Below are 12,932 nucleotides of genomic sequence, written 5' to 3'. Positions count from 1 at the left end.
GGTATATACTTTGTAATTTCCAAGGCAGAAAGGAGTGATTGAGACTATGAATATGAATAATTATACAATTAAGTCGCAAGAGGCGGTGCAGGCAGCAGTGCAGCTGGCGCAGGAAAAAGGTCAACAAGCGATCGAGACGGGTCATTTGTTGAAGGGAATAATGGAGAAAGGTGAGAATATCACCACTTTTATTTTTAACAAGTTGGGTATTAATAGCCGGAATGTTGTCGCGGCATTGGATCGTATCGTGGATGCTTACCCGAAGGTGTCGGGAGGTTCTCCCTATTTGTCCGATGAGGCGAACAAGGTGTTGGAGAAAGCCACGAAACTGGCGGGAGAGATGGGAGACCAGTATGTTTCATTAGAACATATTCTTTTGGGATTGTTGTCGGTGAAAGATCCGGTATCCGCGATGTTGAAAGACGCGGGAATGACCGAGAAAGAAACCCGTGAAGCAATTAATGAATTGCGGAAGGGGTCGAAGGTAAATTCCCCATCAGCGGAGGATAATTATGACGCCTTGGGAAGGTATGCGATCAATTTGAATGAACGTGCCCGTAACGGGAAACTCGACCCGGTGATCGGGCGGGATGATGAAATCCGTAGGGTGTTGCAGATATTGTCACGGAGGACGAAGAATAACCCGATACTGATAGGAGAGCCGGGTGTGGGTAAGACGGCGATTGCAGAGGGATTGGCTCAACGTATCGTGAATGGGGACGTGCCCTCGAATTTAGCATCCAAGAATATTTATTCCTTGGATATGGGAGCCCTGATTGCGGGAGCGAAATACAAGGGCGAGTTCGAGGAACGTTTGAAAGCCGTGGTGAACGAGGTGTTGTCTTCGGAAGGGGAGATCATTTTGTTTATCGATGAGATCCACACGTTGGTTGGAGCCGGGAAGTCTGACGGAGCCATGGATGCGGCGAATATCTTGAAACCCGCATTGGCAAGAGGTGATTTGCGTGCTATTGGTGCGACGACCTTGAACGAGTACCAAAAGTATTTCGAGCAGGACAAGGCATTGGAACGCCGGTTCCAGAAGGTGATGATTAACGAGCCGGACGTGATGAGTGCGATCAGTATCATGCGTGGTTTGAAGGAACGTTACGAGAATCACCATAAAGTGAGAATCACGGATGATGCGATTATTGCTTCCGTGGAGTTGTCACACAGGTATATTTCCGATCGTTTCTTGCCGGATAAAGCGATTGACCTGGTGGACGAGGCTGCTGCCCGTCTGCGGTTGGAAATGAATTCCGTGCCGGAAGAGATTGACGAGTTGGATCGTAAGATCAAGCAGTTGGAGATCGAGAAAGAGGCAATCAAGCGGGAAGGGAAAAGTAAGAAACTGGATGAGATACAAAAAGAATTGGCTGATTTGAACCAGGAGCGCACGAAGTTGCGTGCCCAATGGGAATCCGAGCGTTCTTTGATAGACGAGATTCAGAAGAACAAAGATGCGATCGAGCAATACCGGTTCGAGGCAGACCGGGCTGAACGCGAGGGAGATTACGGTAAGGTCGCCGAGTTGCGATACGGTAAAATTAAGCAAGCGGAGCAACGGATTGAAGAGGTGAAGGCGAAACTTGCCGATATGAAGCACGGGGAGTCGTTGATCCGGGAAGAGGTGACGGAGGATGATATTGCCGCCGTGGTTTCCCGGTGGACGGGGATTCCTGTTAGCCGGATGATGCAGAGCGAGCGGCAGAAGTTGTTGCATTTGGAGGACGAGTTGCACAAGCGGGTGGTCGGTCAGGAAATGGCGATCACGGCTTTGGCTGACGCCGTGCGGCGGAATCGTGCCGGGTTGCAGGATGCCAAGCGACCGATCGGTTCATTTATCTTCTTGGGAACGACGGGAGTCGGTAAGACCGAGTTGGCGAAGGCGTTGGCGGAATTTCTGTTTGATGACGAATCGCTGATGACTCGTATCGATATGTCCGAATACCAGGAGCGGCATTCCGTGTCCCGATTGATCGGGGCGCCTCCGGGATACGTGGGATACGACGAGGGCGGTCAGTTGACGGAAGCCGTCCGGCGGAAACCGTATTCCGTGGTGTTGTTGGACGAGATCGAGAAGGCGCATCCGGACGTGTTCAATATCTTGTTGCAAGTCTTGGATGACGGGCGTTTGACTGATAATAAAGGTCGGGTGGTCGATTTCAAAAACACGATTATCATTATGACCTCGAATATCGGTGCGCATATTATTCAGGATAAACTGAAAGGTATCGACGAGAATAACCGGGATGAGGTGTTGGAGAAGACGAATCTGGAAGTTTACGAGATGTTGAAACAGACGATTCGTCCCGAGTTTCTGAACCGTATCGACGAGATCATCATGTTTGCACCGTTGAAGAAGTCCGAGATCGTGGACATCGTGCGCTTGCAATTCAATGGTGTCAAGAAGATGTTGGGGAACAACGGTATCGCAATTGAGATTACTGATAAAGCGGTGGAATGGCTTGCCGAAGCCGGGTATGACCCGCAATTTGGTGCACGTCCCGTGAAACGAGTGATCCAGCGTACTTTACTGAATGATTTGTCTAAGCAGATATTGGCGGAGGAAGTATCCCGGGATAGCCGTATCGTGGTGGACGTGAAGGATGATAAGATTGTTTTCGAGAACAAGTAAATTATTATACATGTAATGTAGAAGCCTGTAGCCTGATGGCTGCAGGCTTTTGTTTGCTCGAATCGTTGGCGAAGAAAATGGTGTTAATCATTTGTTTTTCTGATATTCTAGGTAGTTTTGCTAATATCTATTCATGTAGATTGAGCGTAATAACCGTAATAGTTAATCATATCTGAAATATTTACAATATAGAAGAGCTATATGAAGATGCAACTTATGTGAAAAATGCACAAGTTCAAGAAGAAGGTTGGAGAATAGTTAAGAGAATCATATCTTATCACATATTATAATTTGGATATGGTTATTTCTGTTGGTTATAGGGTTAATTCGTCGGTTGTAACCGACGAATTAGAAAATGTTTCCACTGATTTGCGAGAATTTGATTAAGCTATTTTTGGGGGTAGAAATTGCTTTTGTTCGAATAAGAAATTAGGATAGAGAATACTAATAAAAAAGAGTTAGCAATTAATGCTAACTCTCTAAAATGTCTGTACTCGAGGCGGGACTTGAACCCGCACAGCCGCAATGGCCACGGGATTTTAAGTCCCGCGTGTCTACCGATTCCACCACTCGAGCAACTTGGAGCGAAAAACGGGACTCGAACCCGCGACCCTAACCTTGGCAAGGTTATGCTCTACCAACTGAGCTATTTTCGCATGATTGCTTGCAAAACTTGAACAGGAACGCTTTCCATTTTTTGCGATTGCAAATATAGAGCAATTTTTAATACGTGCAAAGGGTTTGGGAAGAAAAAACGGTAGATTTTTTCGTTCTATTTCTTAAAATCTGTTATTCATGTAGTTATTTGAGGGGCTGATGAAGAGTTTTTAGGATTTTTTTCCTGAATTGATTGTTCTCGGGAGCAGAATGATTATATTTGTCAAGTTTTTTAAGACAAGAAAATGTCGAGTACAGGAAGCAAAAGAGGAAAAAGTTCATATTTTGTTTCCACGATCAGTATTTCTCTGGTGTTGATCGTGGTGGGTATGCTTGTGTTTATTTTATTGAATGCCCGGGTGGTATCGGATCACGTGAGAAGGAATATCGGTTTTGCGGTGATCGTGAAGGATAACACGAATGAGGCGGAAATCAAGCGGGTGCAGAAGATTCTGGATACCCGTCCTTTTGTTTATTCTTCGACTTATATCACGAAAGAACAAGCGGCTCGCTCTTTTAAAAAGGAGATGGGAGAAGATTTCGAGGCGATACTGGGTGGAAATCCATTGTTGCCGTCGATCGAGATTCGTTTGAATCCGGAGTATGCGAATAACGATTCCCTGGCGGTTATCGAGAAAGGGTTAGCCCGGTTTGATATTATTCAGGAGGTGTATTACCAGAAATCCATGATAGAGAGTATAAACGAGAATATTCATCGTATTACTTTATTGTTCCTGATCGTGGGGGCAGTGTTGGTATTGATCTCGTTCACGTTGATTCGTAACACGATTCATTTGGCGGTGTATTCCCAGCGTCTATTAATTAAGACGATGCAATTGGTTGGGGCAACACCGTTTTTTATTTGTAAACCTTTCGTGTATGGAAGTATGTGGCGGGGATTTTTTGGTGCGTTGATCGCTAATCTGATTCTGTTGGGTGCGATATTCTTTGCACAGGAGAATATTGGTAAGGTGATTAATATCATGCATATGGATGTTATTGTGATGATGGTCGGGTTCGTGATGCTTTCCGGGGTGCTGTTGTCGTTTTTCTCGGCGTGGTTCTCTGTACGGATGTATTTGAACAAGGATTTGAATGAAATATACGCGTAAATAGAAATATATGGCAAGAATTTTAAACGAAAAAAAAGACGGATTTCCTATACCGAAAGATAATTACAAGATGATTCTTATCGGTTTCGGGATTGTTGTAATCGGATTCCTGTTAATGATGGGTGGTGGGGCAGATTCCCCCGAAACGTTTAATTATGATATTTTCAGTTTCAGAAGAATCACGTTAGCCCCGATCGTCGTGTTGTTTGGCTTCGGTTTCGTGTTCTGGGGCATCATGAGAAAGCCTAAAGAGAAAGAAGAAGAAAAATAAATATTAATGTAATTGAATATTGGTGTGCGTGCATTTTCAATTTTCAATTTTCAATTTTCAATTAATAGATGGAGTGGTTTCAAGCATTGGTTCTTGGCATAATCCAAGGATTGACTGAGTTTTTACCGGTAAGTAGTTCCGGTCATTTGCAGATATTTAGTGCTTTATTCGGTATACAGGGGGAAGAAAATCTGACGTTTGCCGTGGCAGTGCATGCGGCGACGGTTTGTAGCACGATCGTGATATTGTGGAAAGAGGTTTCGGTACTTTTCAAGGGATTCTTTACGTTCAAGTACAATGACGAGATGGCTTACGTGTTGAAGATATTCCTTTCTATGATTCCGGTAGCTATCGTGGGATTCTGTTTTAAGGATTACGTGGAAGAGTTATTTGGTTCTGGGTTGCTGGTCGTGGGGTGTATGTTGTTGGTGACGGCTCTGTTGCTTGCGTTTGCTTATTATGCCAAGCCACGGGTGAAAGAGAAAATATCCTATTGGGATGCTTTGGTGATTGGTTTGGCGCAGGCTTGTGCGGTCTTGCCGGGGTTGTCCCGTTCCGGATCGACGATAGCGACAGGTATTTTATTGGGAAATAAAAAAGAAGCGGTGGCTAAATTCTCGTTCCTGATGGTATTGATCCCGATATTGGGAGAAGCATTTCTCGATTTGATGAAAGGTGGTTTTAGTCCTGCCGAGAGCGGAATCTCTGCGGTTTCTTTGCTTGTAGGGTTTGTTGCGGCTTTCGTGTCGGGATGTATAGCTTGCCGTTGGATGATTAATATCGTGAAGAAGGGAAAATTGATTTGGTTCGCACTTTATTGTGCGATAGCCGGTATATTGACGATTGTGTTGGGATAATGAAAGACTGGGGGAATATACGTTTTCGGGAAGGAGATGATTTTCGTGCGGGGGCTGTTCTCGTGGTGGATAAACCATTGCGTTGGACGTCTTTCGATGTGGTAAACAAGATTCGTATTTGCCTAAGGAAGGGATACGGGAAAATCAAGGTGGGGCACGCGGGAACGTTAGACCCGTTAGCGACAGGAGTCGTGATTGTTTGCGTGGGGAAAGAAACGAAAAATATAGAGGAGTACATGGGACAGGAGAAGGAATACGTGGCAGAGATTACTTTCGGGCATACGACACCTTCTTTTGATTTGGAAACATCTTTTGATGCCGAATTCCCGTATACACATGTTGATCGGGAGCGATTGGAACAAGCTGTTCGGCAGTTTGTCGGGGAGATAGAGCAATTCCCGCCTACTTATTCGGCGGTTCGGGTGGATGGCGTTCGTGCTTACGAGATGGCACGCCGGGGAGATGAGGTTGAAATGAAGAGCCGGAAAGTGATGGTGAAGGAGATTGAAATATTGAAAGCAGAGTTTCCGGTAGTGGAACTTCGAATTGTTTGCAGCAAGGGAACGTATATTCGTTCTTTGGCGCATGATTTGGGAAAAGCTTGCGGGAGCGGTTCGCATCTTTCTGCGTTGAGAAGGACTCGAGTAGGGGACTTTCGAGTGGAGTATGGATTTAAAATAGATGAAATTATTGGGATTTTAGGAGAAAATTTGTAATTTAGCAAGATTTGGTTAATATATAAAATTGTTCAACATGAAACTATCAAAGTTTAAATATAAGTTGCCGCCGGAGTTAATCGCTTTGCACCCGACGCCGAATCGGGATGAAGCTCGTTTAATGGTATTGGATCGGAAGACCGGAAAGATTGAACACAAGGTATTCAAGGATGTAATTGATTATTTTGGAGAAAAGGATGTGTTCGTATTTAATGACTCCAAGGTATTTCCGGCTCGGCTATATGGAAACAAAGAAAAGACCGGAGCGGAGATTGAGGTATTCTTGTTGAGAGAGTTAAATCCGGAATTGCGTATTTGGGACGTGTTGGTTGATCCGGCTCGGAAGATTCGTATCGGTAACAAGTTGTACTTCGGGGAAGACGACAGTATGGTGGCTGAGGTGATCGATAATACGACTTCCCGGGGAAGAACCTTACGTTTCTTGTATGACGGGGAATACGAAGAATTTAAAAAAGAATTGTACGCCTTGGGAGAAACTCCGCTACCGCGCTTTATTAACCGGAAGGTAGAGCCGGAGGATGCCGAAAATTACCAGACTATTTTTGCCAAAAACGAGGGAGCTGTTGCAGCCCCGACTGCCGGAATGCATTTTAGCCGGGAGCTAATGAAACGTATGGAAATCAAGGGTATTGATTTTGCGTTTGTCACGTTGCACGTCGGTTTGGGTAATTTCCGGGAAGTGGATGTTGAGGATTTGACCAAGCATAAGATGGATTCGGAACAGATTATCGTGGGGTCGGAAACTGTGAAAATCGTGAATGATGCGAAAGATGAAAAGCGTAAGATATGTGCCGTGGGGACAACTGTTGTACGTACGCTGGAAAGTTGTGTAACAACAAAAGGACGTTTGACGGAATTTGATGGATGGACGAATAAATTCATATTCCCTCCTTATGATTTCAGTGTGCCGGATGCATTTATTTCCAATTTCCATTTGCCTTATTCTACTTTATTGATGATGGTTGCCGCTTTCGGGGGATATGATTACGTGATGGAGGCTTATGATGTTGCTGTCAAAGAAAAGTATAGATTCGGAACTTATGGGGATGCTATGCTAATCATATGATTGGGCTTATTTAAAAATATAGATAGACGGTATGCTGAAAGGTGTGCCGTTTTTTTGATAAAGAGGATATAATTTGGAAGCAAAGGAATTATTGAAATTATTTCAGGCTCATCCTGTTGTCCAGAAAATCACTCGGCGTTTGAGAGAACGTCCGGGAATAAAGGTAAAGCTGGAAAATGGGATCGGGTCGATAGTTTCGTTTGTCGGTGCTAATGTCGGGCAGGAGATGGGGAGTCTTCAATTGTTCGTGATGAACGATAAGGAGGAAGCTGCTTATTTCTATAATGATCTGTTGACTTTTTTTGACGAAGAAAATGTGCGGTTCTTGCCTTCTTCTTATCGCCGGGCTGGTAATTTCGAGGATAAGGATAACGATTCGATACTGGTGCGCACGGAGGTGTTGAATGCTTTGACCGCGAAACAAGTGGGAATGGTGGTGACTTACACGGAGGCTTTAGCCGAGAAAGTAGTCAGTAAAGCCGTGCTTGCAGATATGTCGATGCCCGTGGCTAAAGGCGAAAAGTTATCTATCTCTTTTCTGGAATCTTTGCTTTCCGAGTACGGGTTCGAGCGTAGTGATTTCGTGTATGAACCCGGGCAATTCTCTATTCGGGGTAGTATCGTTGATGTTTATTCGTTTGCAGAAGAGCGCCCCGTGCGAATAGACTTTTTCGGGGATGAAGTAGAAAGCATTCGTTATTTTGACGTGGAAACGCAATTGTCCGAGCAGTTAATTGAACGAGTGGTTATTGTCCCCGATTTGAGCGAAGCAACGAGAAAAGAGTCAAACGTGGGATTGACAGAGTTTTTGGGGAAAGAAACGACGTGGTGGTTGAAGAATTCGTTGTTGATTCATGATCGAATCAAGACGTTGAAAGAGGAAGATGCCGGAGAATTGTTGATAGGGGCGGAGGAACTATTTCTATCGATTGAGAAAAATAGCGTGATCGAGTGGGGACCGGAACTTTATTTCCGGGGGGATGTGCTTCGTCTGGAGGCTGAAGTGCAGTCCGCTGTCAACAAGCAATTCGATTTGTTGGCGGAACATTTGTTGGATAAACAGCAAGATGGTTATACGATATATCTTTGTTCGACAAATGATATGCAATTGCAGCGTTTGAGGGATATATTTTCGGACAAAGGGCACTCGGTTAATTTTGTCCCGGTGGAAGGGACGGTGCATGAGGGATTTAGTGATGCGGATGTTAAAATATGCGTGTACACGGAACACCAGATTTTTGACCGTTACCAGAAGTACCGTTTGAAGACGACTCAAATACGCAAGGGGCGAGAGTCTATCACGATTAGTGAATTGCAGAACTTGCATCCCGGCGATTACGTGGTGCATATCGATCACGGTATCGGGCGTTTCGGGGGATTGACAAAGATAAGTAATGACGGTCGGGTGCAAGAGGCGATACGTTTGGTCTATAAAAATAATGCCGAATTGTACGTGAGTTTGCATTCCTTGCATAAGATATCCAAATACAAGGGAAAGGAAGGGGAGCCTCCAGCCGTGAGCAAGTTAGGAGGCGAGGCATGGAATAAGTTGAAGCAGCGAACGAAATCCCGGGTGAAGGATATTGCCAGAGAGTTAATTGCCTTGTATGCCAAACGCCGTCGTGAGGAGGCTTATGCATTTTCGAAAGACAGTTTCTTGCAGGATGAGTTGGAGGCTTCTTTCATGTATGAGGAGACGCCCGACCAGATGAAGGCTATTCAGGCGGTGAAAGAGGATATGGAGAAACCTCACGTGATGGATCGTTTGGTGTGTGGAGATGTCGGCTTCGGGAAGACGGAGGTTGCTATTCGGGCAGCGTTTAAAGCCGTGGCGGATAGTAAGCAGGTGGCTGTACTTGTTCCGACAACTGTATTGGCTTATCAGCATTACAATACTTTCAAAAAGCGTTTGGAGGGGATGCCTTGCCGGGTAGAATATATCAGCCGGATGAAGAAAAGTGCGGATATCAAACGAGTTCTAAAAGATCTGGAAGAGGGGAAAGTAGATATTATTATAGGTACACATCGCCTGACAAGCAGTGACGTGAAGTTTAAAGACCTCGGGTTGCTGGTCGTGGATGAGGAACAGAAATTCGGGGTGGCTGTAAAGGAAAAATTGAAGCGTTTGAAGCTGAACGTGGATACGATCACCATGACGGCAACACCGATTCCGCGTACATTGCAGTTCTCGTTGATGGGGGCACGTGATATGTCGATTATCCGGACGCCGCCGCCTAACCGGTATCCGATTGTGACAGAGTTACACCGGTTTGACGAGAAAATCATTAAAGATGCGATTACATATGAAGTGAGTCGTGGTGGACAAATCTTCTTTATTCACAACCGGGTAGATAATATCCGGGATATCCAGTACATGATACATCGTTTGGTGCCGGGAATAAAAAGTTGCGTGGGGCACGGGCAAATGAGCGGGGAGGAATTGGAAACCGTTATGCATGATTTCATCCGGGGGGATTATGATGTGTTGATTGCCACGACTATTGTGGAGTCCGGGTTGGATATTCCGAATGCCAATACCATTATTATAAATCAAGCACAAAACTACGGGCTGAGTGATTTGCATCAGTTGCGAGGACGAGTGGGACGCTCCAACCGAAAGGCTTTCTGTTATTTGTTGGCTCCTCCCTTGGAGTTAGTAAATTCGGATGCCCGGCGGCGGTTGAAGGCAATCGAAGATTTTAGCGGACTGGGTAGTGGTTTCAACATCGCTATGCAGGATTTGGATATTCGCGGAGCCGGGAATATCCTGGGGGGAGAGCAATCGGGCTTTATTGCGGAAATTGGGTACGAGGCTTATCAACGTATTTTGAATGAGGCATTGCTCGAGTTGCGGGATGAGGAGTTCCCGGAATTGCAAAAAGAGCAAACGGATGGGCCTACCGCTTTCACAACGGATTGCGTGATCGATACCGATTTTGCTTTGTTGATACCGGACACTTACGTGGAAAACGTGAGCGAGCGAATTCGTTTGTACCGGGAATTGGATAATATCACGGACGAAAGTGCTTTGCAGCGTTTCGAGGTCGAGATGCGAGATCGGTTTGGGGAGATTCCGGAGCAGGTAAGTGGCTTGATGGAGGTTGTACGGATACGGCAAAGATGTATTGACTTGGGAATAGAGCGATTGATGGTGAAAAACAATAGAATGGTGATTTATTTTATTAGTGACCAAGACTCCCCGTTCTATGCTTCTCCGATTTTCGGGGAATTGCTTAAATTTGTACAGAAACAAATCATACCTTGCAAGATGAGTGAGAAAAATGATAAGTTGAGTCTTATTTTCTCGGATGTGAAGGATATTCATAAGGTATCGAAGATTATTGGGGAGATGAGGGAATATGCTTATGAAAGCTAATAGTTAGTATAAACGAAAAACTGGAAGCCGTGAATCTGATTGTTGATATAGGAAATACGCGTACTAAATATACTGTTTATGATGGAGGGGATTGGGTCGTTTGCGGAATGGGAATTCCGGAGGCGTACGAGTTGGCTTCCGGTTATTTGCACCGGGGACAAGAGGTGAATATGATTTTGTCGAGTACGGGATTTATATCCGAAGAAGTACGGGAGCATTTGAAGAGTGTTTCTACTTTTTTTTGCGAGATGTCGTCGGAAATGCCATTACCGATCAAATTGGGATATGATACCCCGAAGACTTTGGGTGTGGATCGGATTGCCGGCTGCGTGGGAGGGGTTACGTTATTCCCTGGAAAAGAACTGTTGATTATCGATTCGGGGACGGCTATCACGTATGATTTCGTGAGTGAGGCAGGGGAATTCCTCGGGGGGAATATTTCCCCGGGTTTGGGGATACGTTTTCGTGCGTTGAACGAGTTTACGGTAAGTTTACCACTCGTAAAATGTGATATAAATCATGGCTATATAGGCAAAAATACACATGATGCTATTCTGAATGGGGTGATGAATGGTATATTTTTTGAAATAAGAGGTTATATAGATGAAACTTACCATAATAATCCCGATGCGGTGGTGATTATTACGGGAGGAGGAAGCGAATATTTGAAAAAGACACTGGATCGACAGGTCTTTTTTGTGGATAAATTGGTAAACTTAGGTCTAAATAGAGTTTTAGAATTTCAAAAAACGGTTAATAGACAGTGAAAAATAGGAGATAGATTTCCGTATTTGAAAAATAGTGGTAATTTTGCAAAGGTGTTCACGTGGACACGGTTGCTATGATGAAAATACTAATTCGAACTATAACTAAATAAGGGATGACCATGAAAAAGATTGCTGTTTTGGCATTGGGAATATGTTTATTCACTATCGGGACGAAGGCGCAAACGTTGGAGTCTAAGTATGGGCTTGATAGTGCAAAAACAATCTTGAATGCTTCTCTTTACACAGAATATTTTAAACAAGGAAATTTCGAGGAGGCTTTAGCCCCTTGGCGGTATTTGTTTTTGAATGCCCCGGCATTTCAATTGACGGTGTACGCTCGCGGGGAAAAAATCCTCGAGCATATGATTGAGAAGACAAAGAAAAAAGAGTACGTGGATACTCTATTGATGCTTTTTGATCGCCGTAACCAGTACATGAGAAATAATCCCAATAATAGAGAGGGAGTTGTATTGGGGAAAAAAGGTATGGCGCAATTCCGTTATTCCAATGGCGATATCAACATGGTGAAGGATGCTTTTAACAATTTGTTGAAATCCTACGAGATGGATAAGGACATTGTTCCTGCCGTACAGGTTCATATGACTTTCCATGCGGCGTGTCAGTTGGCGAGAGAAAATCAATTGTCGAAAGATGATTTCGTTAATTTGTACATTGACTTTGCTGATTTCGCCGACCAACAAGCCGGTACGGGAGAGAAAGGTTGCGAGGCTTTCTTGGTATGTAAGGATAATCTGGAAGCCATGTTTATTGAAACCGGATTGGCTGATTGTATGACGTTGAATGAGTTGTTAGTCAAGAAGTACGAGGCAAACAAGGATAATTTGGATGTGTTGAAAGATATTTACAAGTTGTTGAAAAAGCAGGAGTGTACAGATTTACCTTTGTATGCCACGATAGCTGAAAGTATTTATCATCAAGATCCGAGTGCAGAGGCTGCTTACGGATTGGCAATTATGTTCTATCGTAAGAACGATATTCCCAAGTTCGAGCAGTATTTGAAAGAGGCTATTGACAAGACTGACAACGAGACGGATCGGGGTGATTACAATCTGAATCTGGCTCAAGTATATTTGTCCACGAAGCGGGATTACCAGCAAGCCAAGAAATATGCTTTGGCTGCTTTAAAAAGTAATCCGAATCTGGGACAGGCTTATTTGACCATCGGATTGGCTTATGCTTCAGCTAGTAACAGTTACGAGGGTGACGAATTTGAGAAACGTACCGTATTCTGGGCTGCCGTGGATAAATTTATCAAGGCAAAACAAGTTGATCCGGGGGTTGCGGATAAAGCAAACGAGTTTATCGCGAAGTATTCCGTTTATTTCCCGTCAAAAGATGATGCTTTTTTCCGTTCCATTACGGCAGGAGCATCTGTAAAAGTTGGCGGATGGATAAACGAAACAACGACTGCAAGATTTAAAGAATAATAT

Annotated in this window: 9 protein-coding genes and 2 tRNA genes; 9 read left to right on the top strand and 2 right to left on the bottom strand. The window is 44.4% G+C overall.

Annotated elements, in window-relative coordinates; genetic code table 11:
- Nucleotides 1-46: 46 nt before the first annotated feature.
- Nucleotides 47-2,638, top strand: coding sequence for an ATP-dependent chaperone ClpB (gene clpB, locus A3CY_RS0108980; protein WP_018337579.1), 2,592 nt, complete (start codon nt 47-49; stop codon nt 2,636-2,638).
- A 491-nt stretch (nt 2,639-3,129) separates the two neighbouring features.
- Here clpB and A3CY_RS0108975 read toward each other — a convergent pair.
- Both A3CY_RS0108975 and A3CY_RS0108970 read right to left on the bottom strand, forming a co-directional pair.
- Nucleotides 3,130-3,214 (bottom strand) — tRNA-Leu (locus tag A3CY_RS0108975).
- A gap of 4 nt (nt 3,215-3,218) precedes the next feature.
- A tRNA-Gly gene (locus A3CY_RS0108970) sits at nt 3,219-3,294 on the bottom strand.
- Nucleotides 3,295-3,540: 246 nt separating this feature from the next.
- Here A3CY_RS0108970 and A3CY_RS0108965 point away from each other — a divergent pair.
- The 8 genes from A3CY_RS0108965 (at nt 3,541) to A3CY_RS0108930 (ending at nt 12,929) form a co-directional block, all read left to right on the top strand.
- Nucleotides 3,541-4,407 (top strand): cell division protein FtsX, encoded by an 867-nt coding sequence (locus A3CY_RS0108965; protein ID WP_018337578.1) that lies wholly within the window; start codon nt 3,541-3,543, stop codon nt 4,405-4,407.
- A gap of 10 nt (nt 4,408-4,417) precedes the next feature.
- Nucleotides 4,418-4,678: a DUF3098 domain-containing protein gene (locus A3CY_RS0108960; RefSeq protein WP_018337577.1), complete on the top strand. Its 261-nt coding sequence runs from the start codon at nt 4,418-4,420 to the stop codon at nt 4,676-4,678.
- A 68-nt stretch (nt 4,679-4,746) separates the two neighbouring features.
- Nucleotides 4,747-5,535, top strand: a complete 789-nt coding sequence (locus A3CY_RS0108955; RefSeq protein WP_018337576.1) for an undecaprenyl-diphosphate phosphatase — start codon at nt 4,747-4,749, stop codon at nt 5,533-5,535.
- A complete protein-coding gene (truB, locus tag A3CY_RS0108950) occupies nt 5,535-6,251 on the top strand; it encodes a tRNA pseudouridine(55) synthase TruB (RefSeq protein WP_018337575.1) in 717 nt (238 codons plus the stop codon). Before A3CY_RS0108955 ends, truB begins: the two co-directional genes overlap by 1 nt.
- A gap of 37 nt (nt 6,252-6,288) precedes the next feature.
- Nucleotides 6,289-7,338: a tRNA preQ1(34) S-adenosylmethionine ribosyltransferase-isomerase QueA gene (gene queA, locus A3CY_RS0108945; protein ID WP_018337574.1), complete on the top strand. Its 1,050-nt coding sequence runs from the start codon at nt 6,289-6,291 to the stop codon at nt 7,336-7,338.
- A 73-nt stretch (nt 7,339-7,411) separates the two neighbouring features.
- Complete coding sequence (gene mfd / locus A3CY_RS0108940) at nt 7,412-10,714, top strand: transcription-repair coupling factor (protein WP_018337573.1); 3,303 nt, start codon at nt 7,412-7,414, stop codon at nt 10,712-10,714.
- Between the two features lie 29 nt (nt 10,715-10,743).
- Complete coding sequence (locus A3CY_RS0108935; RefSeq protein WP_018337572.1) at nt 10,744-11,481, top strand: type III pantothenate kinase; 738 nt, start codon at nt 10,744-10,746, stop codon at nt 11,479-11,481.
- 119 nt (nt 11,482-11,600) lie between these two features.
- Entirely contained in the window at nt 11,601-12,929 is a 1,329-nt protein-coding gene (locus tag A3CY_RS0108930; RefSeq protein ID WP_148375368.1) for a tetratricopeptide repeat protein, read from the top strand.
- The last annotated feature ends 3 nt before the right edge of the window (nt 12,930-12,932 follow it).

This window comes from Butyricimonas synergistica DSM 23225 (assembly GCF_000379665.1).
Taxonomy (GTDB): Bacteria; Bacteroidota; Bacteroidia; order Bacteroidales; family Marinifilaceae; genus Butyricimonas; species Butyricimonas synergistica.
The sequence above is the reverse complement of the archived record's forward strand: the minus strand, read 5'-3'. Positions and strand labels throughout refer to the sequence as shown.

Excerpts from the sequence above, each read along its gene's own strand:
- clpB (WP_018337579.1), top strand. The coding sequence starts at position 47 with ATGAATATGAATAATTATACAATTAAGTCGCAAGAGGCGGTGCAGGCA.
- A3CY_RS0108965 (WP_018337578.1), top strand. The coding sequence starts at position 3,541 with ATGTCGAGTACAGGAAGCAAAAGAGGAAAAAGTTCATATTTTGTTTCC.
- A3CY_RS0108960 (WP_018337577.1), top strand. The coding sequence starts at position 4,418 with ATGGCAAGAATTTTAAACGAAAAAAAAGACGGATTTCCTATACCGAAA.
- A3CY_RS0108955 (WP_018337576.1), top strand. The coding sequence starts at position 4,747 with ATGGAGTGGTTTCAAGCATTGGTTCTTGGCATAATCCAAGGATTGACT.
- truB (WP_018337575.1), top strand. The coding sequence starts at position 5,535 with ATGAAAGACTGGGGGAATATACGTTTTCGGGAAGGAGATGATTTTCGT.
- queA (WP_018337574.1), top strand. The coding sequence starts at position 6,289 with ATGAAACTATCAAAGTTTAAATATAAGTTGCCGCCGGAGTTAATCGCT.
- A3CY_RS0108930 (WP_148375368.1), top strand. The coding sequence starts at position 11,601 with ATGAAAAAGATTGCTGTTTTGGCATTGGGAATATGTTTATTCACTATC.